This is a genomic window from Streptomyces abyssalis (assembly GCF_001751365.1).
GTDB classification, from domain to species: Bacteria; Actinomycetota; Actinomycetes; order Streptomycetales; family Streptomycetaceae; genus Streptomyces; species Streptomyces abyssalis.
Map to the genome: position 1 here is coordinate 1239341 of NZ_LJGT01000040.1, position 25719 is coordinate 1265059.

Sequence of the window (25719 nt, forward strand, 5' to 3'; positions counted from 1 at the left end):
CGGAGCGGTGCCCGGCCCGGCTAGGCCCGGCCGGGCACCGCTCCGCCCGCCCTCCGCGATCAGCGGGTGATCGTCACCTGCCGCTCCGTGCGCTCACCCGCCACTTCCACCTCCAGCGTGACGGTCCCCCGCCGGTGCGCGGTGAGCGTGCCGGTCCCCGGATCGTACGAAGCCGAGCAGCGGACCTGGTCCGCGGCGTTCCGGCCGCCCTTGACGCAGAGGTTGCCGGAGCCGGACCAGTCCGCGCTGAGCGGCCAGCCGGCCGGCACCTTCCGTGCGGACTCGCCCTCGCCCTGGGTGACGGTGGCCGCCGCCCGGGCCGACTTGCCGACTCGCAGCCGGGCCGGAGCCTCCATCGCGAGGCCGTCGACATGTGCCCTGGTCTGAGCCGCGATCCAGTCCCGGGTGTGCCGATGGGCGTCCTGGTCGACGCCGAGCAGCGACCAGCCGGTGAAGCCGCCACGCTCCGGCGGTGCGGCCGGCGCCTTGCCCGAGTTCCCGTTGACCAGGTACGGCACGCCACGCACCCGGGACGCGTCGAACACGCCCGCGTGCGCGCCGATGAAGGCGGCCCCCTTGCCGGTACGGGCGCGGAAGTCGCCCAGCCAGTCCTCCAGCAGGTCCGCCTCCATGCGGTCCGTCAGCCGGCTCGCCTGCTGTCCCGTCGGGTCCCGGGGAGGCACGTGCTGCACGAGCGTCACCGACGAGACGGAGGGGTCATCCGCAGCGGCGTCCAACTGCCTCTGCAGTGCCTGCAGTTGGGCGTACCCGCCGCCGCGGACGGTGAGAGAGGAGGTGTCGAGGGTGATGAACCGGGTGCCCTTGTGGTCGAACGTGCGCTGTGGTGCGCCGAATTCGGCGGTGAAGTTGGCGATGCTGCCTCCCATCACCTCGTGATTGCCCGGCACGTAGTACCACTCGACGGCTTCTCCCAGTTCCTCCTCCAGTACGCGGCGCGCGAAGCTCAGATCCTCCTTCGACCCTTCGTCGACCAGGTCACCGTTGACGATGACGAAGTCCGGCGCCGCCGCCCGTATCTCCCTCAGAGTGCGGCGGGCCTGCCGTACGACCGCGCTGTCCGGGTCGCGGGCCACGAACTGCGCGTCGGACATCACGGCGAAGCGCCAGTCGCGTCCCGCGACATCGGCCGCCGTCGAGATCAGCGGATCGTGCGGACGTGCCGTCTCCGGCAGTTCGACGTCCGGGGGAATGCGGGCCGTCAGCTCGTCGAGAACGACCTCGCCGGTGTACTGCTCGGCGGGCCTGGTCTCGGCGAGGTAGAAGCGGTGCAGCCTGAGCGGGTAGTTGACTGCTTCCGGGACCTCGAAGGCGATCTGCTGCCAGCCCTCCTCGGTGAGATGGGTGCCGCGCAGCACATGGTCGGTGCCGCCGGCGTCCTTCAGGTGCAGCGAGGGCCAGGCGCCCTTGCCGTCGCTCTTGATCCACATGGTGAAGCTCTGCGGCTGCCCCGGTACGGGCACCTCCGCCGGAGGTGTCGCGTACGCGGCGCGGGTGGCGTCGGACCGGCTGAAGTCGTAGGTCATCCTCAGCCCCGTGCCCTCCCTGCCGCCGGGATCTGCGGCGAGTGAGCCCTCGGCACGTGCAGCGCTGAACTTCCAGTCCGCGGCGTCGTCGAAGCCGGCGGTCCGCTCCTCGTGCAGCCCGACCGTGACGGCCAGTTTCGTCGTGCGGCCCTGGACCTCGACCGTCACCAGGCCGGACGCCGACTCCTGGCCGGGCCGTGCCGTCACGGTGAAGCCGCCCCGGGCACTGTCCGGACGGATGGAGAAGAGCGAACGGTCGTACTCCAGGCGCGCGTCGGCCGGGTCCACGGGCGCGCTGGTGCCGCCGGCGTCGAAACCGACGATGCCGAACGAACCCTCGGCGCCGCCGTCCGCCAGTCCGACACGTTCACGGGTCGGGCTGATGCGGGAGAGACCGCCGATGACCGACAGATGCGTGGATCCGCGCGCCTCGCCCCGGTGTGCCATGACCCGGGTCGAGCCGGCGCGGCGGGCATGGAAGACACCGTCGCCGTCGACCCGTCCGACGCCGGGACGGGCCGCCGACCAGCGCGGACTGCCGTCGGCCGGACCGTAGGACTCGTCGTAGCCCGACGCGGTCAACTTCCTTGTCAGGCCCGGGAAGACGCGCTCGGGGTGACCTGTCGGCATGTTGTCCGCGGTGGGCGCGGCTGCCGGGTCGGCCGCCGTCTCCACCCAGAAGTCCTTGAGCGCTCCACTGCCCTCGGGAGCGGTCAGCGCCAGCCCGTTGGGCACCTCGCGCTCCTCCCCGTCGGACGGAGCGTTCTCCAACTGGAGGCGTTCGGTGCCCGGTTCCCGCGCAAGGAGGGTGGACGAGCCGCCGCCGTCCAGGTTGAGGGCGTTGTAGGCACCCAAGTCCTCCATCATCAGGGCGAGTTCGGTGAGCGTCACACCGCCGGAGGCCGCCTGGCGTCCGTCCACCGACATCACGTGCATCGTCGTGCCGTCCTTGGAGAAGCCGACCGCGGTACGCGGAGCCGTCGCGTTGTTGGGCCTGCCCTCCCAGTTCTGCGGCTGCCCGTCCACGACCAGCAGGCCCCGGCCGCCGACCGCGGTGCGCGGTACGGGACTGCCGTCGTCCGTACGGGCGTGGTATTCGAGCGAGACGCGGTCACCCACCCGCAGCCCGTCCAGTCTCTGCGCGCCGGTGTCCCGGCCGACCAGCACGGTGGTGCCCTCGGCTATCGGGCCGCTGCCGGGCTCGTCGACGACCTGGGTCACGCGGCCGTGCCGCAGCCGCACCTCGGTCGATTCGGGATCACTGTCGGTGGTGAGCGCCCGGTCTGCCGTTCCCCAGCGGGAGTTGTAGGCGCCTATGCCGTTCTCCGGGACGTTGGCCGCGTTGTAGGCGGTCAGCGAGTGCTTGCCCCCGGGGAGGGTGAGGGTGCCCTCGAAGTAGAGCCCCAGTATCCGGCCGGCCGCGTCCCGGCCGAAGCCGAGGGAGTCGCTGTTGCCGGCGGCGGGGGAGTGCGTCACGTGGCCGTTGCGCACGCCCGGGCCGAGCGGCGCCCCCGTCTCGTCGATGTCGAAGAAGTCGGCGTTGAAGGCCGCGACGGTACGGCGGCCCTCGCCCGGATCGTGGGCCTCCGCCTGCTCGCTCAGCGGCCGGCGGGTGGAGACCTCACCGGAGGAGAGGTAGTCGGCACGGGTGCCGCCGCCACTGTCGCTGTTGCTGTGCCCGTCGGCGCTGCCGCCGTCGCCGAGTTCGACGCTGAGAGCGTCGGCCCGCAGCCACTTGTCCGGCTCCAGCCGCTGGAACGAGGTGAGCCGGGCGCCGGGTGCCACGGGGCGGCTGGTGCGGGACAGCTCCATGCCTTCGCCGCCGGGGACGCCGACGGGGTCGCCCGTCGCCGCCGGCTGCGCTGCGCTGATCCGAGTGGTCGCGGGGAGTACGGGGGCGGCCGCGGCCGCGTTCGCCGACGGCGGCTGAATCACCGTCAGAAACGAAAAAGCGGTCACTGCGCTGAGCAGTGACCGGGCGAGGACTCTTCTGCGTACGTTTACTCGTATCACAACATCCCCTGTAAACACGGGTGTTCCGTGCGCTATCTGCGCACAGCGCCGCAAAGGGTCTCAGCGGTGACCGGTCCGCACCAGATGTCCGGAAGAAAATTCGAAAAGAACCGTGGCCGTCAACTCCCGTGCTGTGCCGTCCAGTTGGAGCACACGGGGGAAACGGGAGCCGAAGACGGAGCACCGCGCGGCGGCGGGGGAGTCCGGAGATGTTCCCGAATCCCCCGCCGCCGCGCGGCGGATGTGAACTGTGAACGTACGGGACCGGCAACGTGCCCTGCCGGACGGGCCGCGGGCGGCTACCTACCGCTTGGTCTTCGAGGCCCGCTTCCGCGCCGCGCTCCCGCCGGACGAAGCACCCTTGCGTACCGGGGCCTTGCCGCTGCCGGCCGGCGGCGGCGCGTCGCTCACCCGGTCGCCCAGCACGTCCCGCAGGAACTTCCCTGTATGACTCGCAGGGATCGCCGCCACCTGCTCCGGGGAGCCCTCGGCGACGACGAGGCCACCGGCGTACCCGCCCTCCGGGCCCATGTCGACGACCCAGTCCGCGGTCTTGATGACGTCCAGGTTGTGCTCGATGACGATCACTGTGTTGCCCTTGTCGACCAGGCCGTCCAGCACCGAGATGAGCTTGCGGATGTCCTCGAAGTGCAGCCCCGTCGTGGGCTCGTCGAGCACGTACACGGTGCGCCCCGTGGAGCGCTTCTGCAGCTCGCTCGCCAGCTTCACGCGCTGGGCCTCGCCGCCGGAGAGCGTCGGAGCGGGCTGCCCGAGCCGTACGTAACCCAGGCCCACGTCGTTGAGCGTCCGCAGATGGCGGGCGATGGCGGGCACCGCCTCGAAGAACTCCGTCGCCTGTTCGATGGGCATCTCCAGCACCTCGGAGATGCTCTTGCCCTTGTAGTGGACCTCCAGTGTCTCCCGGTTGTAGCGCGCGCCGTGGCAGACCTCGCACGGCACGAACACGTCCGGCAGGAAGTTCATCTCGATCTTGATAGTGCCGTCGCCGGAGCAGTTCTCGCACCGGCCGCCCTTGACGTTGAAGGAGAAGCGCCCCGGCTGATAGCCGCGCACCTTCGCCTCCGTCGTCTCCGCGAAGAGCCTGCGCACATGGTCGAAGACCCCTGTGTACGTCGCGGGGTTGGAGCGCGGTGTGCGGCCGATCGGCGACTGGTCGACGTGCACGACCTTGTCCACCAGATCGTCGCCGTCGACCCGGGTGTGCCGCCCGGGCACCGACTTGGCGTTGTTCAGCTCGCGGGCGAGATGGGTGTAGAGGATGTCGTTGACGAGGGTGGACTTGCCCGACCCGGAGACGCCGGTCACCGCCGTGAGCACGCCCAGCGGGAAGGAGACGTCGATGTCGCGGAGGTTGTTCTCCCGCGCCCCGCGCACCGTCAGCTGACGCTCCGGATCGGCCGGCCTGCGCACCTGCGGAAGCGGAATGCTCTTCCTCCCGGCCAGGTAGTCGCCGGTCACCGATTCGGCGGTCTCCAGGAGTTCCTTCATGGGGCCGCTGTGCACGACCTTGCCGCCATGCTCGCCGGCGCCCGGACCGATGTCCACGACCCAGTCGGACGCCTTGATGGTGTCCTCGTCGTGCTCGACGACGATCAGCGTGTTGCCCAGATCCCGCAGCCGCACCAGCGTCTCGATCAGACGGTGGTTGTCGCGCTGGTGCAGCCCGATCGAGGGCTCGTCCAGCACGTACAGCACACCCACCAGGCCCGAACCGATCTGTGTGGCCAGCCGGATGCGCTGCGCCTCGCCGCCGGAGAGCGTCCCGGCGGCGCGGTTGAGCGTCAGATAGTCCAGGCCGACGTCGACGAGGAAGCGGAGCCGCTCGTTGACCTCCTTCAGGACCCGCTCGGCGATCTTCTTGTCCCTGTCGGTGAGCGTCATCTCCCGCAGGAAGTCGGCGCATTCGCTGATCGACATCGCCGAGATCTCGGCGATCGACTTCCCCTGCATCGTCACCGCGAGCACGACCGGCTTCAGCCGGGTGCCGTCGCAGGTGGGGCAGGGCACCTCACGCATGTAGCCCTCGAAGCGCTCCCTGCTGCTGTCGGTCTCCGCCTCCTGATGACGCCGCTTGACGAAGGGCACGACACCCTCGAAGGCCGTGGTGTAGGCGCGCTCCCGCCCGTACCGGTTGCGGTAGCGCACCTCGATCTGCGTCCTGTGCCCGTGCAGGAGTGCCTTCTTGGCCCGCTGCGGCAGTCCGGCCCAGGGGATGTCCGTACGGAAGCCGAGCGCGTCGGCGAGCGCGCCGATGAGGCGGCCGAAGTAGTCCCGGGTGTGCCCGTGCGACCACGGGTGCAGGGCCCCTTCGTCCAGCGACTTCTCCTCGTCCGGGACGATCAGCTCCGGGTCGACCTCCATCCGCGTGCCGATGCCCGTGCAGTCGGGGCAGGCGCCGAAGGGCGAGTTGAAGGAGAAGGTGCGCGGCTCCAGTTCCTCGAACGAGAGGTCGTCGTACGGGCAGTAGAGGTGCTCCGAGAACATCCGCTCGCGCTGCGGGTCGTCCTCGTCCAGGTCGACGAAGTCGAGGATCACCATGCCGCCCGAGAGTCCGAGCGCCGTCTCGACGGAGTCCGTCAGCCGCCGCTTCGCGCTCTCCTTGACGGTGAGACGGTCGACGACGACCTCGATCGTGTGCTTCTCCTGCTTCTTCAGCTTCGGCGGTTCGGACAGCTGGACGGTCTGCCCGTCGACGCGCGCCCTGCTGTAGCCCTTCGTCTGCAGCTCGTTGAAGAGGTCGACGTACTCGCCCTTGCGTTCGCGCACCAGCGGCGAGAGCACCTGGAAGCGGGTGCCCGGCTCCAGGCCGAGCACCCTGTCGACGATGGCCTGCGGCGACTGGCGGGTGATGGGGCGGCCGCACTCCGGGCAGTGCGGCTTGCCGATGCGTGCGAAGAGCAGCCGGAGGTAGTCGTAGACCTCGGTGATCGTGCCGACCGTCGAGCGCGGGTTGCGCGAGGTCGACTTCTGGTCGATGGACACCGCGGGCGAGAGACCCTCGATGAAGTCCACATCGGGCTTGTCCATCTGACCGAGGAACTGCCTGGCGTACGCGGACAGCGACTCGACGTAGCGGCGCTGGCCCTCCGCGAAGATCGTGTCGAAGGCCAGGGAGGACTTGCCCGACCCCGACAGACCGGTGAAGACGATGAGGGAGTCGCGCGGGAGGTCGACCGAGACATTCCGGAGATTGTGCTCGCGAGCGCCACGGACAAGGAGACGGTCAGAGGCCACGCCGGTTGGCACCTTTCGTGTGAGAAGCAGGGTGACCCGACTGCGCAGGAGCCCCCCGGCTCAAGACTAGAGGCGGTGCCGCCCGAGTGTGTCCCGGACCGTGTCGGTACCGCCCTCAGAGCTTATAGCACGTGCATTCGATTCTGAGCCTCCCTCGCGCAAGTCCCTCGGCTCGTGCCGCTTTCCCCGTCTTCCACCCGGAGGAGTGCCGGGGCTAGCTTGGAGATCATGACGCAGTCAGCGAACCCCGCCGCCTCCGCTCCCGACCCCGTCGCCGACGCCGCCGCGCTGCGGGCCGCCACCGGCAGGCTCCTCGCCGAAGTCGAGCAGCTCGACGACGCCACCGCCGCCAAGCCCTCGCTGCTGCCCGGCTGGACCCGCGGCCATGTGCTGGCCCACCTCGCGCGTAACGCCGACGCCCTGGTGAACGTCTTCGCCGCCCGGCCGATGTACGCGAGCGCCGAGAGCCGCGACGGCGACATCGAGCGCGACGCCGGACGCAGCGTGGCCGAGCACCTCGCGGATCTGCGCGAGAGCGCCACCCGCCTCGACGGCGCCTTCGCCGCCCAGAGCGACGCCGCCTGGGAGCGCACCGTGGAACTGCGTAACGGCGTGACGGACCGCGCTTATTCCCTGCCGTTCCGGCGCTGGATCGAGGTCGAGCTGCACCACGTCGACCTCGGCATCGGCTACGCCATGGACGACCTGCCCGCCACGTTCATCGAGCGCGAACTGGCCAACATGGCGCGGCGCTTCTCCGGTCACCCCGGGATCGCCGCGCCCATCGAGCTCCGTACGGAGGACGGCGTCAGCTGGCGTACGGGCGCGGCCGGCGACGACAGCGCGAAGACCGTCGTCGTCGCCGGAACTCCCACGGCCCTGGTCGCCTGGCTGACGGGGCGCAGCTCCGGCACCGGGCTCTCCGCGCGCGACCCGCTCCCGGAACTGCCGGCTCTGTAGTACGGCCGGGTCCTCCGACGGCGCTCGGACGGCGCACCGGCGGCGCTCCGGGGGCGCTCCGGCGGTGCCCGGCGGCGCCACGGCCATGCCCGTACGCCCCCATGCCCCCGCCCGCCCGCGCGCATCAACGCCCGCGCCCCACCGCATGTCCGCATATCCGCCACGCCGCCGCTCTGGCGCGGCCCCGTGGGGCACCGCCTAGGCTGTCGTCATGGCTTACACCGGAGAGGTGCAGGTCGGGGGACCTGCCGACGTGCACGAGCTGACCGACCTGATGATCTCCAAGGTCGCGGTCGGCCCCATGAACAACAACGCCTACCTGCTGCGCTGCCGCAGGACCGGCGAACAGCTGCTGATCGACGCGGCCAACGAACCGGAGACTCTGCTCGAACTCATCGGCTCCGACGGCATCGGCTCCGTCGTCACCACCCACCGGCACGGCGACCACTGGCAGGCGCTCGGCCCGGTCGTCGAGGCCACGGGCGCCCGTACGTGCGCCGGCCGCTTCGACGCCGAGGGGATCCCGGTCGCGACGGACGTACTGGTCGAGGACGGGGACACCGTCCGGGTCGGTGAGAACGAGCTGACCGCACGGCACCTCGTCGGTCACACTCCCGGCTCCATCGCGCTCGTCTACGACGACCCGCACGGGCATCCGCATCTCTTCACCGGCGACTGCCTGTTCCCCGGCGGCGTCGGCAACACCCACGACGACCCCGAGGCGTTCGCGAGCCTGCTCCACGACGTCGAGACCAAGCTCTTCGCCCAACTCCCCGACGAGACCTGGGTCTACCCCGGCCACGGCGGTGACACGACCCTGGGCGCCGAGCGCCCCAGCCTCGCCGAGTGGCGCGAGCGCGGCTGGTGACACGGCCGGTCTGACGGTGCGGCAGCGCAGGGCCGCCGCACGTCGCCGCTGACAGGCCGGGCACCGGCGGCAGGCAGCGGGGCTGTCATCGCACGGACGTAGGCTGTGCGGCATGGCAGACCCCTCCACCTACCGTCCCGAACCGGGTGAGATCCCCGACTCACCGGGGGTCTACCGGTTCCGGGACGAGCACCGACGGGTGATCTACGTCGGGAAGGCCAAGAGCCTGCGCCAGCGGCTCGCGAACTACTTCCAGGACCTGGCCGGGCTCCATGTGCGTACCCGCACCATGGTCACGACCGCCGCCTCGGTGGAGTGGACGGTGGTCTCCACGGAGGTCGAGGCCCTCCAGCTGGAGTACTCCTGGATCAAGGAGTTCGACCCCCGCTTCAACGTCAAGTACCGCGACGACAAGAGCTATCCGTCCCTCGCGGTGACCCTCAACGAGGAGTATCCGAGGGTCCAGGTGATGCGCGGCCCGAAGAAGAAGGGCGTGCGCTACTTCGGTCCGTACGCACACGCGTGGGCGATCCGCGAGACCGTCGACCTGATGCTGCGTGCGTTTCCCGTACGCACATGCTCGGCCGGTGTGTTCAAGCGCTCCGCCCAGATCGGCCGCCCCTGCCTGCTCGGGTACATCGGCAAGTGCTGCGCACCTTGCGTCGGCCGCGTCACCGCGGAGGAGCACCGCGAACTGGCCGAGGAGTTCTGCGACTTCGTCGCCGGGCACACGGGCTCGTACCTGCGCCGCCTGGAACGCGAGATGAAACAGGCGTCCGAGGAGATGGAGTACGAGAAGGCGGCACGCCTGCGCGACGACATGGACGCTCTGAAGCGCGCCATGGAGAAGAGCGCCGTGGTCCTCGCGGACGCCACCGACGCCGACCTGATCGCCGTCGCCGAGGACGAGCTGGAGGCAGCGGTCCAGATCTTCCATGTGCGCGGCGGCCGCGTGCGGGGCCAGCGCGGCTGGGTCACCGACAAGGTCGAGGAGATCGCCACACCGGAACTGGTCGAGCATGCGCTCCAGCAGCTCTACGGCGAGGAGAGCGGCGAGGGCGTCCCCAAGGAGGTCCTGGTCCCCGCGCTTCCCGAGCCTCCGGAGCCGGCCGCGCAGTGGCTGGGCGAACGCCGCGGCTCCGCCGTCAGCCTGCGCGTCCCGCAGCGTGGCGACAAGCGGGCCCTGATGGAGACGGTGGAGCGCAACGCACAGCAGGCACTCGCCCTGCACAAGACCAAGCGCGCGTCCGACCTCACGACCCGCTCGCGTGCGCTGGAGGAGATCGCCGAGGGCCTCGGCCTGGACTCGGCGCCACTGCGCATCGAGTGCTTCGACATCTCCCACTTCCAGGGCGACGACGTGGTCGCGTCCATGGTCGTCTTCGAGGACGGCCTCGCCCGCAAGAGCGAGTACCGCCGCTTCCAGATCAAGTCGGTCGCCGGTCAGGACGACGTACGTTCGATGCACGAGGTCGTCAGCCGCCGCTTCCGTCGCTATCTCCAGGAGAAGCGCCGCACGGGCGAGTGGGGCGGCGAGGGCGAGGAGCCCGCCGAGGGCGAGGGCCCGGAGCCCGCGGAGGGCTCCGCCGCGGGCGCCGGAGCGCGTGACGAGGACGGCAGGCCCAGAAAGTTCGCCTACCCGCCCCAGCTCATCGTTGTGGACGGCGGCCGCCCGCAGGTCGCAGCGGCGCGCAGCGCGATGGACGAGCTGGGCATCGACGACGTCGCCGTCTGCGGGCTCGCCAAGCGCCTCGAAGAGGTGTGGCTGCCGGAGGAGGAGGATCCACTCGTGCTGCCCCGCACGAGTGAGGGCCTGTATCTCCTTCAGCGAGTACGTGACGAGGCGCACCGCTTCGCGATCAGGTATCAGCGCAGCAAACGCTCGAAGTCGCTGAAGGCGAGCCCGCTCGACGCCGTCCCCGGCCTGGGGGCCTCCCGCAAGCAGGCGCTGCTGAAGCATTTCGGGTCCCTGAAGCGGCTCCGCGCGGCGACCGTCGAGGAGATCTGCGAGGTGCCGGGAGTGGGCCGCAAGACGGCGGAGACCGTAGCCGCCGCGCTTGTCACGAAGTCTTCCGGGCCGGCCGTGAACACAGCGACCGGTGAGATCGTTGAAGAAGAGTGAGTCACGAGGACGGGGGGCGGAGAGCATGAGCAGCGAGCAGGAGCAAGAACAGGCCAGAGACGCCGGCCGGGCCGGAGAACCGGCGCAGCCGGTCCCCGGCACAGGCACGGGCACAGGCGCGGGCAGAGCCACCGGTGCGGACACAGCCACGGGGGCGGACGCGTCCCCGCTCACGGACGCCGCCGGGGAGACCGTGATCCCGGAACTTGTGATCATCTCCGGCATGTCCGGCGCCGGACGCAGCACCGCCGCCAAGTGCCTGGAGGACCTCGGCTGGTTCGTGGTCGACAACCTCCCGCCCGAGCTGATCCCCACCATGGTCGACCTGGGGGCGCGCTCGCAGGGCAACGTCGCCCGCATCGCCGTCGTCGTCGACGTCCGGGGGCGGAGCTTCTTCGACAACCTCAAGGAGTCCCTGGCGGACCTCTCCCAGCGGCAGGTCAAGCGCCGCATCGTCTACCTGGAGGCGAGCGACGAGGCGCTCGTACGCCGCTTCGAGTCGGTGCGCCGCCCTCACCCGCTGCAGGGCGACGGCCGGATCGTCGACGGCATCGCGGCCGAGCGCGACCTGCTGCGGGAGCTGCGCGGCGACGCCGACATGGTCATCGACACCTCCGGCCTGAACGTCCACGAGCTGCGGGCCAAGCTCGACGCCCGCTTCGCGGGCGAGGAGGAGCCCGAACTCCGCGCCACGGTGATGTCTTTCGGGTACAAGTACGGGCTTCCCGTTGACGCCGATCTCGTCGCCGACTGCCGCTTCCTCCCCAACCCTCACTGGGTCCCGGAGCTGCGCCCTTACAACGGCACGAGCGAAGAGGTATCCGACTACGTCTTCGACCAGCCGGGCGCGAAGGAGTTCCTGGACCGCTACGCCGAACTGCTCCAGCTCGTCGCCGCCGGGTACCGCAGGGAGGGCAAGCGCTACGTCACCGTCGCGGTCGGCTGCACGGGCGGAAAGCACCGCAGCGTCGCCGTCTCGGAGAAGCTGGCCCGCCGGCTCTCCGACGCCGGCGTGGAGACCGTCGTGGTGCACCGCGACATGGGACGTGAATGAGGACGTGAGAAGCGCGAATGCCTCGTAGGACCATCCGGCTGCGGCGTCCGGTGAACACACGCACGGCACGGCAGGGCGCCCAGCCGAAGGTCGTGGCACTCGGCGGCGGCGCGGGCCTGTCCGCGTCGCTCACCGCACTGCGCCGCATCACAGGAGACCTCACCGCCGTCGTGACCGTCGCCGACGACGGCGGCTCCAGCGGCCGGCTCCGCGACGAGCTCGGCGTGCTGCCCCCCGGCGACCTGCGCAAGGCGCTCGCGGCGCTGTGCGGCGACGACGAGTGGGGCCGCACCTGGGCGGAGGTGGTCCAGCACCGGTTCGTCAGCCGGGGCGACCTGCACGACCACGCGGTGGGGAATCTGCTGATCGTCGCGCTCTGGGAGCAGCTCGGCGACCACGTCCAGGCCCTCGACCTGGTGGGCAAGCTGCTCGGGGCGCACGGCAGGGTGCTGCCGATGTCCGCGGTCCCGCTGGAGCTCCAGGCACTGGTGCGCGGCCACGACCCGGAGCGCCCCGACGAGGTCTCGACCGTACGGGGCCAGGCCACGGTCGCCCTGACCCGGGGCGAGGTGCAGCAGGTCCATCTCGTTCCGCACGACCCGCCCGCCGTCACCGAGGCGGTCAAGGCCGTGCTCGACGCGGACTGGGTCGTACTGGGCCCCGGCTCCTGGTTCTCCTCGGTGATCCCGCACCTGCTCGTCCCTGAACTGCTCGACGCCCTGACGCAGACCAAGGCCCGCAAGGTGCTCTCGCTGAACCTCGCTCCGCAGCCCGGAGAAACAGAAGGCTTCTCCCCGCAGCGTCATTTGGACGTTTTGGCCCGACACGCCCCTAAACTCGCCTTCGACGTGGTGCTGGCCGACGAGAACGCCGTTCCCGACCGGGATTCCCTGTGTCAGGCCGCCGAGAGGCTCGGAGCGACGGCTCAGCTGTCACCGGTCGCGGCGGCCGGAGGTGCCGCCCAGGGCGAAGGCCCCGGGGGAGGTGCAGCCAGGCACGATCCGGAGCTGCTGGCCGCCGCGTACGACCGTATTTTTCGGATGCATGGAAGGATCGGCCCATGGCGATGACGGCTGCAGTGAAGGACGAGATCTCCCGGCTCCCCGTCACCCGGACCTGCTGCCGGAAGTCCGAGGTCTCGTCGATCCTGCGGTTCGCGGGCGGCCTGCACCTGGTGAGCGGGCGGATCGTGATCGAGGCGGAGCTCGATACGGGCATCGCGGCCCGCCGCCTGCGCAAGGACGTTCTGGAGATCTTCGGACACAGCTCCGACCTGGTCGTGATGGCGCCGGGCGGCCTCCGCCGCGGCAGCCGCTACGTCGTACGGGTCGTGGCCGGCGGCGACCAGCTCGCACGCCAGACGGGGCTGGTGGACAGTCGCGGACGCCCGATCCGCGGCCTTCCGCCGCAGGTGGTCTCGGGGGCCACCTGCGACGCCGAGGCCGCCTGGCGCGGTGCGTTCCTCGCGCACGGATCGCTGACCGAACCGGGCCGCAGCTCGTCGCTGGAGGTCACTTGTCCCGGCCCGGAGGCGGCGCTGGCACTCGTCGGTGCGGCGCGCAGGCTCCAGATCGCGGCGAAGGCACGCGAGGTGCGCGGCGTGGACCGCGTCGTCGTCCGTGACGGTGACGCCATCGGCGCCCTCTTGACGCGGCTCGGCGCCCACGAGTCCGTGCTGGCGTGGGAGGAGCGGCGGATGCGCCGCGAGGTCCGCGCCACCGCCAACCGCCTGGCCAACTTCGACGACGCCAACCTGCGCCGTTCGGCGCGCGCGGCCGTCGCTGCGGGCGCGCGCGTGCAGCGTGCGCTGGAGATCCTCGCCGACGACGTGCCCGAGCACCTGGCCGCGGCGGGCCGCCTGCGCATGGACCACAAGCAGGCCTCGCTTGAGGAGCTGGGCGCTCTGGCCGATCCGCCGCTGACGAAGGACGCCGTCGCCGGCCGTATCCGCCGGCTCCTGGCGATGGCCGACAAGCGCGCTCAGGACCTGGGCATTCCGGGCACGGAGACGAGCCTCACCGAAGAGATGGTGGGCTGACCTCTCCCCCCAGGTCCTCGGGGCCTGGGGCCCCACCTCGTCCCTCTGGCTCGGGTGCCTCCACCTCCGTTACAGGGGTGCGCCGCGTGCCCCGGGGCGTCCGCGCTCCCCGGCTGCGCCCCTTCCGGCCGCCCCGCGTCCCGGCCCGTGGACGGCGGGTGGCCGATGTCACCGTAAAGAGTGGAGCGCGGTAGGGTCGGAAGCGGTCGGGGACATCCCATACAGCTTTGCCGGTGTCCGTACCGGCGTACCAACGAGGAGATCGGTTCGTGACGATCCGCGTAGGCATCAACGGCTTCGGCCGCATCGGTCGCAACTACTTCCGCGCACTGCTCGAGCAGGGGGCGGACATCGAGATCGTCGGTGTCAACGACCTGACCGACAACGCGACCCTGGTGCATCTGCTGAAGTACGACAGCATCCTGGGCCGCCTCAAGCAGGAGGTCAGCCACACCGACGACACGATCACGGTGGGCAACCAGACCTTCAGGACGATGGCGGAGAAGGACCCGGCCCAGCTTCCCTGGGGCGAGCTCGGCGCCGACATCGTCGTGGAGTCCACCGGCATCTTCACCAAGCGCGACGACGCGGCGAAGCACTTGGCCGCCGGCGCGAAGAAGGTCCTCATCTCGGCCCCGGCCAAGGAGGAGGACATCACCGTCGTCATGGGCGTCAACGAGGACAAGTACGACGCCGCCAAGCACCACGTCATCTCCAACGCCTCCTGCACCACCAACTGTGTGGCGCCGATGGCGAAGATCGCCGACGAGAACTTCGGCCTCGTCAAGGGCATGATGACGACGGTCCACGCCTACACCAACGACCAGCGCATCCTGGACTTCCCGCACAAGGACCTGCGCCGCGCCCGCGCCGCCGCCGAGAACATCATCCCGACGTCGACCGGCGCCGCGAAGGCCACCGCCCTCGTGCTCCCGCACCTCAAGGGCAAGCTGGACGGCATCGCCATGCGCGTGCCGGTGCCCACGGGCTCCGTCACCGACCTGGTCCTGGAGCTGGACCGCGAGGCGAGCAAGGACGAGATCAACGCCGCCTTCCAGAAGGCCGCGGAGGGCCAGCTGAAGGGCATCCTGGAGTACACCGAGGACCCGATCGTCTCCTCGGACATCGTCAACTGGCCCGCGTCCTGCACCTTCGACGCGTCGCTCACGATGGTCCAGGGCAAGCAGGCGAAGATCGTCGGCTGGTACGACAACGAGTGGGGCTACTCCAACCGTCTCGTCGACCTGACCACCTTCGTCGGCGACAAGCTCTGAGCACTCCCGAACACGAGGCCGGGCAGCGCCGGGAGATGGCAGACCGTGGCAGGGCTCGCAGGGCGCGACGACGCGCCCTGCGAGCCCTGCCACGTGAGTACGGCCGTGCGACAACGAGGGCCTGAACTCCAAGGAGAGCACCAGCAAGCATGAAGACGATCGACGAACTCATCGCCGGGGGAGTGGGCGGCAAGCGGGTCTTCGTCCGCGCCGACCTGAACGTCCCGCTCGACGGCGAGAACATCACCGACGACGGCCGCATCAGGGCCGCCGTACCCACCATCCGCAAGCTGGCCGACGGCGGTGCGCGCGTCGTCGTCGCCTCGCACCTCGGCCGGCCCAAGGGAGCGCCCGACCCGCAGTTCTCGCTCGCGCCCGTCGCGAAGCGGCTCGGTGAACTCCTCGGCAAGGACGTCGAGTTCGCGTCCGACACGGTCGGCGACAGCGCGAAGGCCGCGGTGGAGGCGAGCGCCGACGGCGGCGTGACGCTCCTTGAGAACCTGCGCTTCAACGCCGGGGAGACCAGCAAGGACGACGCCGAGCGTGCGGCCTTCGCCGGTGAACTCGCCGCGCTGGCCGACCTCTACGTCGGCGACGGCTTCGGCGCCGTGCACCGCAGGCACGCCTCCGTCTACGACCTTCCGGCGCGTCTGCCGCACGCCGCCGGCGGCCTCATCGCCACCGAGGTGGGGGTGCTCAAGAAGCTCACCGAGGACGTGGAACGCCCGTACGCGGTGGTGCTCGGCGGTGCGAAGGTCTCGGACAAGCTGGGCGTCATCGAGCACCTCCTGCACAAGGCCGACCGCATCCTCATCGGCGGCGGCATGGCGTACACCTTCCTCAAGGCCCAGGGCCACGAGGTCGGCGGTTCGCTGCTGCAGGAGGACCAGATCCCCGCCGTCAAGGGCTACCTGGAGCAGGCGGAGAAACTGGGCGTCGAGTTCGTGCTGCCCGTTGACGTGCTGGCGGCGGAGAGCTTCCCCGACCTGAAGACGAAGGCGCCGGCCGGGCCCTCCACCGTCCCCGTCAGCGCGATCCCGGCGGGACTGATGGGCCTGGACATCGGGCCGGAGACCCGGGAGCTGTACGCCGCGAAGCTCGCCGACGCCGCGACCGTCTTCTGGAACGGCCCGATGGGTGTCTTCGAGCACCCCGACTACGCCGCCGGCACCAGCGCCGTCGCCCGGGCGCTGCTGGACAGCGGCTCCTTCAACGTCGTCGGCGGTGGCGACAGCGCCGCCGCCGTACGCCTGCTCGGCTTCGACGAGAACGCATTCGGCCACATCTCGACCGGCGGCGGCGCCAGCCTCGAATACCTCGAAGGCAAGACATTGCCCGGCCTCGCCGCACTGGAGGATTCGTGAGCGACGCGCGTGCGGCCGCCCAGCCGCAGGCGGCAACTCTGCCCGCACCTCCGCACCGCAGGGGCGGAGAAGCGAACAATGGAGGACCGACCCCGTGACCACCCGCACCCCGCTGATGGCGGGCAACTGGAAGATGAACCTCAACCACCTCGAGGCCATCGCCCACGTGCAGAAGCTCGCCTTCGCCCTGACGGACAAGGACCACGCGGCCGTCGAGGTCGCGGTTCTGCCGCCGTTCACCGACCTGCGCTCCGTCCAGACCCTGGTCGACGGCGACAAGCTGAAGATCAAGTACGGGTCCCAGGACGTGTCCGCGCACGCCTCCGGCGCGTACACCGGAGAGATCTCCGGCGCGATGCTCGCCAAGCTGAACTGCTCCTACGTCACCGTCGGCCACTCCGAGCGCCGTCAGTACCACGGCGAGGACGAGCCGCTGGTCAACGCGAAGGTGAAGGCGGCCTTCGAACACGACCTGACGCCGATCCTGTGCGTCGGCGAAGAGCTCCCCGTGCGCGAGGAGGGCAACCACGTCGCGCACACCCTCGCCCAGGTCGACGGCGCGCTGAAGGACGTGACCGCCGAGCAGGCGGCCACCATCGTGATCGCCTACGAGCCGGTGTGGGCCATCGGCACGGGCAAGACCTGCGGTGCGGAGGACGCACAGGAGGTCTGCGGCGCCGTCCGCGGCCGCCTCGCCGAGCTGTACGGGCAGCAGACCGCCGACGCCGTCCGCATCCAGTACGGCGGCTCGGTGAAGTCCGGCAACGTCGCCCAGATCATGGCGCAGCCCGACATCGACGGTGCGCTGGTGGGCGGTGCCTCCCTGGACGCGGAGGAGTTCGTCAAGATCGTGCGTTTCCGCGACCAGTGAACTGACCGGTGCCCCGACCGGTGGCACACCCCGGCACGAGCAGAGCCGGGGCGTCCCCGAAAGGGCAGCCGTATGACGCCGGGCCCCGGCCCGTCGTACCCTGTCGGGGGCCGGGCCCGCGTCCGGCCCCCCCACATGTGAAGTAGTCCCGCCGAAGTCCGAGAGAGTTGGTCCAGCCGTGATCATGGGGTTCTCTATCGCCCTCATCGTCTTCAGCTTCCTGTTGGCGCTGCTGGTGCTGATGCACAAGGGGAAGGGCGGCGGCCTCTCCGACATGTTCGGCGGAGGCATGCAGTCGTCCGTCGGCGGTTCCTCGGTCGCCGAGCGCAACCTGGACCGGTTGACCGTGGTGGTCGGGCTGGTCTGGTTCGCGATCATCGTCGTGCTCGGTCTGCTGATGAAGCTGGAGAGCTGACCGAACCGGAGCCCTGACGCGGGGCGGCGCCCGAGCCGTCCCGCCCTCACCTGCCGCTTGCGCGCCATGGGCGCCGGCCCGGGCCGCAGCGGGCTTCTCCGCCCTTGCAAGAGCAGCCGCAAGTCGCCTTACCCGGCCTATCATGAGGCTCGCGTCCGGAGCCGACGCAGTAACTCCGGTCACTGGACGCGCGTTGGGCCCTACGTACACTAGGGCGCCCGCGACGGACTCACCGTCGATGTTCCGCGGCACCGCGAGGCAGGGAGTTACGACCGTGGCAAGTGGCAACGCGATCCGGGGAAGCCGGGTCGGTGCGGGGCCGATGGGAGAGGCCGAGCGAGGCGATTCCGCGCCCCGCCTGCGCATCTCCTTCTGGTGCTCCAACGGGCACGAGACGCAGCCCAGCTTCGCCAGCGACGCGCAGATCCCCGAGACCTGGGACTGTCCCCGCTGCGGCTTCCCGGCCGGTACGGACGAGGAGAACCCGCCGGACCCGCCGCGGACCGAGCCGTACAAGACCCACCTCGCCTACGTGCGCGAGCGCCGCAGCGACGAGGACGGCGAGGCGATCCTCGCCGAGGCCCTCGCCAAGCTCCGCGGCGAGATCTGACGGCTCCCCGTCGTCCTCCCTTCACCTCCGCGCCGCGGGCGTTCCGTACCGTCCACCGTCACCGCCCCGGCCGCCCCGTGCGGTGCGCGCGGCCCGCGTTGCCGTCAATTAGGTTGGTGCGCGGCGTATTCAGTACGAGGAGAAGGTGACGACCGCCGATGAACGCAGCACGCCCCGCCCGGCTCGATCAACTGCCCGAGTGGCACGCGCTGGCCAAGCACCGCGAGGATTTCGGCGGCACACATCTGCGCACGCTCTTCGCCGACGACGCGCAGCGCCCCGAGCGGTACGGGCTGCAGGTGGGCGATCTTCACCTGGACTTCTCCAAGCAGCTGATCACCGACGAGACGCTGCGGCTCCTGGGCGAGCTGGCGGGCGGCACCTCGGTCGCGGCGCTGCGGGACGCCATGTTCCGCGGCGAGAAGATCAACATCACCGAGGACCGGGCGGTCCTGCACACGGCGCTGCGGGCCCCGGTCTCGTCCGAGATCACGGTGGACGGTGAGAACGTCGTCCGAGATGTGCACGCCGTGCTCGGCAAGATGGCGCTCTTCGCTTCGCGGGTCCGCGACGGGGAGTGGACAGGCCACACCGGCAGGCGCATCCGTAACATCGTCAACATCGGCATCGGCGGTTCGGACCTGGGGCCGAAGATGGCGTACGAGGCGCTGCGGCCGTACACGAAGCGCGACATGGACTTCCGCTTCGTCTCCAACGTGGACGGCGCCGACCTGCACGAGGCGGTGCGGGACCTCGACCCGGCCGAGACGCTCTTCATCGTGGCGTCGAAGACCTTCACCACCATCGAGACGATCACCAACGCGACCGCGGCCCGCGAGTGGCTCCTCGCGGGCCTCGGCGGCGCGCAGGAGGCGGTCGCCCGGCACTTCGTGGCGGTCTCCACGAACGCGGGGAAGGTCTCCGAGTTCGGCATCGACACGGAGAACATGTTCGAGTTCTGGGACTGGGTCGGCGGTCGTTACTCCTACGACTCAGCCATCGGGCTCTCTCTCATGGTCGCCATCGGCGCCGATCACTTCAGCGAGATGCTGAGCGGCTTCCGCCTTGTCGACGAGCACTTCCGCACGGCGCCCTTCGAGGCCAACGCACCGATGCTGATGGGGCTCCTGGGCATCTGGTACGGCAACTTCTTCGACGCCCAGACCCACGCCGTGCTGCCCTACAGCCACTACTTCTCCCAGTTCACGGCCTATCTGCAGCAGTTGGACATGGAGTCCGACGGGAAGTCGACCGACCGCGGGGGCCGTCCCGTGGGCTGGCAGACGGGCCCCGTCGTCTGGGGCACACCCGGCACCAACGGCCAGCACGCCTACTACCAACTGCTCCACCAGGGCACGAAGATGATCCCCGCCGACCTGATCGGCTTCGCACGCCCCGCACCCGGCTTGGGCGGCCTTGCCGCGCAGCACGACCTGCTGATGGCGAACCTCTTCGCGCAGGGGCAGGCGCTCGCTTTCGGCAAGACCGAGGAGGAAGTACGGGCGGAGGGCGTCCCCGAGGCGCAGGTGCCGCACCGGACCTTCCCCGGCAACCGCCCGACGACCACGATCCTCGCCGAGGAGCTGTCCCCCTCGGTGCTCGGTCAGCTCGTCGCCCTGTACGAGCACAAGGTCTTCGTCCAGGGCGCGGTGTGGGACATCGACAGCTTCGACCAGTGGGGCGTCGAGCTGGGCAAGGTCCTCGCCAAGCGGCTGGAGCCGGCCCTGACGGACGGCGCGGACGTCGAGGGGCTCGACAGCTCCACGGCCGGACTGGTCGCCCGGTACCGCCGGCTGCGGGGCCGCTGAGACCCTAATCGGCCCCTCCGGCTGTGCCGGAGGGGCCGCCGGACCAAGCCGGTGACCGATGGGGGACGCTTTCGCCGCGCGAGGGCGTCCTCTGCCGTCAGGGCCGTACGGGGCTGATTTTCCGTCAGCCCCCTCCCGGGCGGTTCTGCCGACCGCCCTGAGCTGCATTTTCTTTCCGGTCCGAAAGGGCCGTGCGGAGGGCGAAAACCGGCCCCGGACTCAACCCAAGAGACCGCTTGACAAGGGATGAAGCCCGACCTCACAGTGGGCGCTACGCACAACGCAACCAGATGCGTTCTCTGCGTATTCCGATGAACCTTTTATTGCGCTCGTGTTGAGGGCTCGCCACAAGTGTGCCCTGCGAGCGTAATTCGTCCTGCCTGTACGGTCGTCGCTGGTTTCCGAGCGCGCGCAGCGGCTCGATTCAACGCAACAATTCCTGTCTTCAGTTCCCCGGGAGTAACAAAGCGACTGCCGGTTCTCCGGCCGGGTCGCCGTAAGTCCCACGTGTGAGTAGTCACCACGCGTGAGTAACTGCCTATCAGTAACTAGAAAGGGTGAGTGCCAAGTGACACAAACAGCTGTCGAGACGCAACTGCAGGTGCTTGAGCATGAGCCCTATCTGCAGATCACGTGGCGTGACAACCAGACCTCGGCTCGCGGGTTCGTCGTCATCGACCAGTTGGTGACCGGCATCGCCACCGGCGGACTGCGCATGCGGCCGGGGTGCACACTCGGCGAAGTGGCGGAACTGGCCCGGGAGATGACCCTGAAGATGGGTGCCTTCGGGATTCACGTCGGCGGCGCCAAGGGCGGCATCGACTTCGACTCCGAGGACCCGCGGGCCGAGGAGGTGCGTGAGCGCTTCCTCCAGGGGGTCCGGCCGCTGCTCGAACGCTTCTGGGTCACCGCCGGCGACCTCGGTACGCAGCAGGAGCAGCTCGACCGGGCATTCTCCCGGGTCGGCATCGGTGAGACCTCCTTCCACGCCGCCGTGGTCCGTTCACCGGACCAGGCCGAGGTCCGGTCCCGTATCCAGCAGGCGTTCACCACGCGGACGGACGGGCTCCTGCTCTCGGAACTCATCGGCGGCTACGGCGTCGCGGAGTCCGCCCTGGCGGCCCTGGAGCACGAGGACATCCCGGCGGAGACGGCGCGCGCGGTCGTGCAGGGCTTCGGTGCGATGGGCGGATCGACGGCGCTCTACCTCGCACGTGCTGGGGTGAAGATCGTCGGCATCACCGACGCACGGGGCCTGATCCTCAACACCTCGCGCGGTCTCGACGTCGAACTCCTGCTGTCCGCACGGACGACGGGCGGTGTCATCGACCGCTCCGTGCTGCGCGAGGACGACATGGAGGCACCCGGCGACGAGTGGCTGGACATGGACGCTGACGTGCTGGTGCCCGCGGCCGTCGGACACACGATCACCTCGGACAACTGCGACCGCATCCGCGGCAGGTTCGTGGTGGAGGCGGCGAACGTGCCCACCACCCCCGAGGCCGAGGAGCGTCTGCTGGAGCGCGGGGTGACGGTGATCCCCGATTTCATCGCGAACACCGGTGCCGCCGCCGGAGCCTGGTGGGTCATCCTCGGCGAGGTGGTCAGCCCCGCCGGTGCGTGCGCCCGGCTGTCCGAGCAGATGCGTCCGCTCGTACGGAACCTGCTGAGCAGGGCCGCGGAGAGCGGGACGTCCGTGCGGACCGCGGGAGTGCGTTTCGCGAAGGAGAACTCGCAGCGGATGATCGACGAGATGGGCGGAGCCGTGGCCTTCCGCGACCTCTTCCCCGAGACGCCGCAGGGGACGCAGATCCCGGACGTGGCCGCAGAAGCGGCCGCCACGCTCTCGCACGCCCCGGACATCACCGAGGCCCAGGCGGCCGACCTCGCCGAGGCCGTCATGCACGCCCCGAACGCGGCCTTCCCGGGGTCGGCCGTGGTCGAGAACACCCTGGAGGCCGGACGGCAACCGGCCGCCGCCTACCCGGCGTACTGGCCGGGCCCCGCCGACGAAGCGGACTCCGCCCAGCCCTGAGCCGGGCTGACGCGCAACGGGAAGTGCCCTGCCACCGGTTTCCGCCGGTCGCAGGGCACTTGGGTTTCGGGTCGGGGAGGTGTTTCCGGACCGCCGCGGTCCCGCGGAGATCCGGAGATCCGGAGAACAATCCCCGTGACTCACCCGCCTTGGATCAGGTCGCCCGGCAGCCGTGCCGCGGCGGCCTCGTCCAGCAGCCACAGCGTGCGCTCCGTGCCGTACGCGCCTGACGCCGGTGCCTGCACCTCGCCGGGGCCCGACATGGCGAGAGCCGCAGCCTGCGCCTTGTCCTCGCCTGCTGCCAGCAGCCACACCTCGCGTGCCGCGCGGATGGCCGGCAGCGTGAGCGAGATGCGTACGGGCGGCGGCTTGGGGGCGTCCTGAACACCGACGACCATGCGTTCGGTCTCCCGTACGCCCGGGAGCTCCGGGAAGAGCGACGCCACATGGGTGTCCGGGCCCACGCCCAGCAGCAGCACGTCGAAGGCGGGGACGCGCGCCCGGCCCCCGGGACGGTCCTCGGAGCGTGCGGCGGCGGCCAGTTCGGTCTCGTACGCCTCGGCCGCGGCCTCCACGTCCCCCGCGTACGGACCGTCGGACGCGGCCATGGCGTGTACGCGCGCAGGGTCGAGCGGCACCGAGTCCAGAAGGGCCTCGCGGGCCTGTGTGACGTTGCGGTCCGGGTCGCCCTCCGGCAGGAACCGCTCGTCGCCCCACCACAGGTCCAGCCGGGAGAAGTCGACGGACTCCCGTCCGGCGGAGGAGGCCAGAGCGGAGAGCAGACCGTTGCCGTTGCGCCCGCCCGTCAGCACTACCGAGGCGCTGCCGCGCGCCGACTGTGCTTCGGCGATGCGGGCGGAGAGGCGCGCGGCGGCCGCCCGGGCCATCTCGTCCTTGTCGCGGTGCACGAAGACCTGGGCGGCTGCGCTCACTTCTTCGTCGCCTTCTTCGCCGGGGTCTTGGCGGTCTTCTTCGCCGCGCCCGGCTGCGGCGGTCCGGCGCTCCGTGCTGCGCCGCCGTTGCCCTTGCCGCCTGCTTTGGCCAGCTGTTTGATGCCGTACTGCACGGCCGACGCGTAGGCCTCGTCCGGGTCCAGACGGCGCAGCTCCTCCGCGATCAGCTCGGCCGTGCCGCGCCGGTGCAGTGCCACATGGCGGTCGGGCTGCCCGGGCACGGCCAGCTCGGCGAGCGAGCCGTCCGCACGGTCCAGGCAGATGTCGCCGTCGGCTGTACCCATCCGTACGGCGGTGATGCCGGGGCCCTCCGTGACCTTGCGCTCCACGGATACGCGCAGGCGCTCGGCCAGCCACAGCGCCAGCAGTTCCGTCGAGGGGTTGTCGCCCTCGCCCTCGACCACCGCGGAACGCACCTTCAGCGACTGCTGGTCCAGGCCCGCGGCGAGCACGCTGCGCCATGGAGTCAGCCGGGTCCAGGACAGGTCGGTGTCGCCGGGCGCGTACGTCTCGCCGCGCAGCTTGAGCGCACCGACCGGGTCCTCCGCGGCCGCGGCGTCGGTGATGCGCCGCTGTGCGAGCGTGCCGAGTTTGTCCTCCGACGGATGCTCGGGGGCGTCCTCCGGCCACCAGACGACGACGGGCGCGTCCGGCAGCAGCAGCGGAAGCACGACGCTGTAGGCGTGTGAGGCCAACTCGCCGTGCAGGCGCAGCAGTACGGTCTCCCCGGTGCCCGAGTCGCTGCCCACCCGCACTTCGGCGTCGAGCCTGGCCGACGCGCGGTCACGGGGAGAGCGGCCGGGCCTGCGGATGACGACGAGGATGCGCGAAGGGTGCTCCTTCGAGGCCTCGCTCGCCGCCTTCAGGGCGTCGTAGTGATTGCCCTCGTCCGTGACGATCACCAGCGTGAGGACCATGCCGACGGCGGGGGAGCCGATCGAACGGCGCGCCTGTACGAGTGTGGTGTTGATCTGGCTCGAAGTGGTGTCCGTGAGGTCGATGTTCATGGCCGGCGCCAGCTCCGTCCGTCGCGTGCGAGCATCTCGTCGGCGCCCTGAGGGCCCCAGGTGCCGGCGGCGTACTGCTCGGGCTTGCCGTGCTTGTCCCAGTAGTGCTCGACGGGGTCGAGGATCTCCCAGGACCGCTCGACCTCCTGGTGGCGCGGGAAGAGGTTCGCGTCACCGAGCAGGACGTCGAGGAGGAGGCGTTCGTACGCCTCGGGGCTGGACTCGGTGAAGGACTCGCCGTAGGCGAAGTCCATGGTCACGTCCCGGATCTCCATCTGCGTGCCGGGCACCTTCGAGCCGAACCGGATGGTGATGCCCTCGTCCGGCTGTACGCGGATGACCAGGGCGTTCTGGCCCAGTTCCTGGGTGTCGGTCGCGTCGAAGGGGGAGTGCGGTGCGCGCTGGAAGACGACCGCGATCTCGGTGACGCGGCGGCCCAGGCGCTTGCCCGTGCGGAGGTAGAACGGCACCCCGGCCCAGCGGCGGTTGTCGATCTCCAGACGCATCGCGGCGAAGGTGTCGGTGTTCGACTTCGGGTCGATGCCCTCCTCCTGCAGATAGCCGCGCACTTTCTCGCCGCCCTGCCAGCCGGCCGCGTACTGGCCGCGGACGGTGTGCTTGCCCAGCTCACGCGGCAGACGCACCGCGTTGAGCACCTTCAGCTTCTCGGTGAGCAGGGCTTTGGCGCCGAAGGAGGCCGGCTCCTCCATCGCCGTGAGGGCGAGGAGCTGGAGCAGGTGGTTCTGGATGACGTCGCGGGCCGAGCCGATGCCGTCGTAGTAGCCCGCGCGGCCGCCGATGCCGATGTCCTCGGCCATTGTGATCTGTACGTGGTCGACGTAACTGCGGTTCCACAGCGGCTCGAACATCGTGTTGGCGAACCGCAGCGCCAGGATGTTCTGGACGGTCTCCTTGCCCAGGTAGTGGTCGATGCGGAAGACCTGGTCGGGGTGGAAGACGTCGTGGACGATCGCGTTGAGCTTCTGGGCGCTGGGCAGATCGTGCCCGAAGGGCTTCTCGATGACCGCGCGGCGCCACGAGCCCTCGGCGCTCTCCGAGAGGCCGTGCTTCTTCAGCTGGGAGACGACGGTGGGGAAGAACTTCGGCGGCACGGAGAGATAGAAGGCGAAGTTGCCGCCCGTACCACGGGACTTGTCCAGCTCCTCGATGGTCGACTTCAGCGTGCGGAACGCCTCGTCGTCGTCGAAGACGCCGGGCACGAAGCGCATCCCCTGCGAGAGCTGCTTCCAGACCTCCTCGCGGAAGGGCGTCCGCGCGTGTTCCTTCACGGAGTCGTGTACGACCTGTGCGAAGTCCTCGTGCTCCCAGTCCCTCCGCGCGAAGCCGACGAGGGAGAAACCCGGCGGGAGCAGGCCGCGGTTCGCGAGGTCGTATACGGCGGGCATCAGCTTTTTACGTGACAAATCACCCGTGACGCCGAAAATGACCAGCCCCGACGGTCCCGCGATGCGCGGGAGCCGCCGGTCCAGTGCGTCACGCAGCGGATTGGCTGCGTCGGTCAACTTCC

The 25719-nt window shown here is 70.3% G+C and carries 18 protein-coding genes; 13 read left to right on the forward strand and 5 right to left on the reverse strand.

What is annotated here, in order from left to right; translation table 11 throughout:
• Positions 1-59 precede the first annotated feature (59 nt).
• Both AN215_RS20200 and uvrA read right to left on the reverse strand, forming a co-directional pair.
• Complete coding sequence (locus AN215_RS20200) at positions 60-3356, reverse strand: phosphodiester glycosidase family protein (RefSeq protein ID WP_070012503.1); 3297 nt, start codon at positions 3354-3356, stop codon at positions 60-62.
• A gap of 504 nt (positions 3357-3860) precedes the next feature.
• Positions 3861-6824 (reverse strand): excinuclease ABC subunit UvrA, encoded by a 2964-nt coding sequence (gene uvrA, locus AN215_RS20205; protein WP_079123218.1) that lies wholly within the window; start codon positions 6822-6824, stop codon positions 3861-3863.
• Between the two features lie 216 nt (positions 6825-7040).
• Here uvrA and AN215_RS20210 point away from each other — a divergent pair, with 216 nt between their 5' ends.
• The 13 genes from AN215_RS20210 (at position 7041) to AN215_RS20270 (ending at position 22231) form a co-directional block, all read left to right on the forward strand.
• Positions 7041-7772: a maleylpyruvate isomerase family mycothiol-dependent enzyme gene (locus AN215_RS20210; RefSeq protein ID WP_070012504.1), complete on the forward strand. Its 732-nt coding sequence runs from the start codon at positions 7041-7043 to the stop codon at positions 7770-7772.
• Between the two features lie 211 nt (positions 7773-7983).
• The gene (locus tag AN215_RS20215; protein WP_070012183.1) at positions 7984-8640 is read left to right on the forward strand and encodes an MBL fold metallo-hydrolase; all 657 of its coding nucleotides are present in this window, start codon (positions 7984-7986) and stop codon (positions 8638-8640) included.
• Between the two features lie 112 nt (positions 8641-8752).
• Positions 8753-10762 (forward strand): excinuclease ABC subunit UvrC, encoded by a 2010-nt coding sequence (gene uvrC / locus AN215_RS20220; protein WP_070012184.1) that lies wholly within the window; start codon positions 8753-8755, stop codon positions 10760-10762.
• A 25-nt stretch (positions 10763-10787) separates the two neighbouring features.
• Positions 10788-11816: an RNase adapter RapZ gene (gene rapZ / locus AN215_RS20225; protein ID WP_107374401.1), complete on the forward strand. Its 1029-nt coding sequence runs from the start codon at positions 10788-10790 to the stop codon at positions 11814-11816.
• A gap of 17 nt (positions 11817-11833) precedes the next feature.
• Positions 11834-12886: a gluconeogenesis factor YvcK family protein gene (locus AN215_RS20230; RefSeq protein ID WP_070012186.1), complete on the forward strand. Its 1053-nt coding sequence runs from the start codon at positions 11834-11836 to the stop codon at positions 12884-12886.
• Positions 12877-13854 (forward strand): DNA-binding protein WhiA, encoded by a 978-nt coding sequence (whiA, locus tag AN215_RS20235; protein WP_045864271.1) that lies wholly within the window; start codon positions 12877-12879, stop codon positions 13852-13854. The genes AN215_RS20230 and whiA overlap by 10 nt, the downstream gene beginning before the upstream one ends.
• 269 nt (positions 13855-14123) lie before the next feature.
• Positions 14124-15128: a type I glyceraldehyde-3-phosphate dehydrogenase gene (gene gap, locus AN215_RS20240; protein ID WP_070012187.1), complete on the forward strand. Its 1005-nt coding sequence runs from the start codon at positions 14124-14126 to the stop codon at positions 15126-15128.
• Between the two features lie 149 nt (positions 15129-15277).
• A complete protein-coding gene (locus tag AN215_RS20245; protein WP_070012188.1) occupies positions 15278-16492 on the forward strand; it encodes a phosphoglycerate kinase in 1215 nt (404 codons plus the stop codon).
• Between the two features lie 94 nt (positions 16493-16586).
• Entirely contained in the window at positions 16587-17363 is a 777-nt protein-coding gene (gene tpiA / locus AN215_RS20250; RefSeq protein ID WP_070012189.1) for a triose-phosphate isomerase, read from the forward strand.
• 184 nt (positions 17364-17547) lie between these two features.
• Positions 17548-17778, forward strand: coding sequence for a preprotein translocase subunit SecG (secG, locus tag AN215_RS20255; RefSeq protein ID WP_070012505.1), 231 nt, complete (start codon positions 17548-17550; stop codon positions 17776-17778).
• 274 nt (positions 17779-18052) lie between these two features.
• Positions 18053-18388 carry an RNA polymerase-binding protein RbpA gene (locus tag AN215_RS20260; protein ID WP_079123219.1) on the forward strand — a complete coding sequence of 112 codons (336 nt, stop codon included), beginning with the start codon at positions 18053-18055 and terminating at the stop codon, positions 18386-18388.
• Between the two features lie 158 nt (positions 18389-18546).
• Positions 18547-20196 carry a glucose-6-phosphate isomerase gene (pgi, locus tag AN215_RS20265; protein ID WP_070012191.1) on the forward strand — a complete coding sequence of 550 codons (1650 nt, stop codon included), beginning with the start codon at positions 18547-18549 and terminating at the stop codon, positions 20194-20196.
• Between the two features lie 568 nt (positions 20197-20764).
• Positions 20765-22231: a Glu/Leu/Phe/Val dehydrogenase gene (locus tag AN215_RS20270; protein WP_171904231.1), complete on the forward strand. Its 1467-nt coding sequence runs from the start codon at positions 20765-20767 to the stop codon at positions 22229-22231.
• Positions 22232-22371: 140 nt separating this feature from the next.
• Here the strand turns inward: AN215_RS20270 and pgl are convergent, their stop codons facing one another.
• From pgl to zwf, 3 genes are read right to left on the reverse strand one after another with little or no spacing between them, the layout of a single operon-like run.
• Complete coding sequence (gene pgl / locus AN215_RS30470) at positions 22372-23118, reverse strand: 6-phosphogluconolactonase (RefSeq protein ID WP_245694610.1); 747 nt, start codon at positions 23116-23118, stop codon at positions 22372-22374.
• Between the two features lie 41 nt (positions 23119-23159).
• A complete protein-coding gene (opcA, locus tag AN215_RS30475) occupies positions 23160-24191 on the reverse strand; it encodes a glucose-6-phosphate dehydrogenase assembly protein OpcA (protein WP_070012194.1) in 1032 nt (343 codons plus the stop codon).
• Positions 24188-25714 (reverse strand): glucose-6-phosphate dehydrogenase, encoded by a 1527-nt coding sequence (gene zwf / locus AN215_RS20285; RefSeq protein WP_070012195.1) that lies wholly within the window; start codon positions 25712-25714, stop codon positions 24188-24190. The genes opcA and zwf overlap by 4 nt, the downstream gene beginning before the upstream one ends.
• Between the last annotated feature and the right edge of the window lie 5 nt (positions 25715-25719).

Excerpts from the sequence above, each read along its gene's own strand:
- AN215_RS20200 (WP_070012503.1), bottom strand. The coding sequence starts at position 3,356 with ATGGAGCTGTCCCGCACCAGCCGCCCCGTGGCACCCGGCGCCCGGCTC.
- AN215_RS20210 (WP_070012504.1), top strand. The coding sequence starts at position 7,041 with ATGACGCAGTCAGCGAACCCCGCCGCCTCCGCTCCCGACCCCGTCGCC.
- AN215_RS20215 (WP_070012183.1), top strand. The coding sequence starts at position 7,984 with ATGGCTTACACCGGAGAGGTGCAGGTCGGGGGACCTGCCGACGTGCAC.
- uvrC (WP_070012184.1), top strand. The coding sequence starts at position 8,753 with ATGGCAGACCCCTCCACCTACCGTCCCGAACCGGGTGAGATCCCCGAC.
- rapZ (WP_107374401.1), top strand. The coding sequence starts at position 10,788 with ATGAGCAGCGAGCAGGAGCAAGAACAGGCCAGAGACGCCGGCCGGGCC.
- AN215_RS20230 (WP_070012186.1), top strand. The coding sequence starts at position 11,834 with ATGCCTCGTAGGACCATCCGGCTGCGGCGTCCGGTGAACACACGCACG.
- whiA (WP_045864271.1), top strand. The coding sequence starts at position 12,877 with ATGGCGATGACGGCTGCAGTGAAGGACGAGATCTCCCGGCTCCCCGTC.
- AN215_RS20245 (WP_070012188.1), top strand. The coding sequence starts at position 15,278 with ATGAAGACGATCGACGAACTCATCGCCGGGGGAGTGGGCGGCAAGCGG.
- secG (WP_070012505.1), top strand. The coding sequence starts at position 17,548 with ATGGGGTTCTCTATCGCCCTCATCGTCTTCAGCTTCCTGTTGGCGCTG.
- pgi (WP_070012191.1), top strand. The coding sequence starts at position 18,547 with ATGAACGCAGCACGCCCCGCCCGGCTCGATCAACTGCCCGAGTGGCAC.
- pgl (WP_245694610.1), bottom strand. The coding sequence starts at position 23,118 with ATGGCCCGGGCGGCCGCCGCGCGCCTCTCCGCCCGCATCGCCGAAGCA.
- opcA (WP_070012194.1), bottom strand. The coding sequence starts at position 24,191 with ATGAACATCGACCTCACGGACACCACTTCGAGCCAGATCAACACCACA.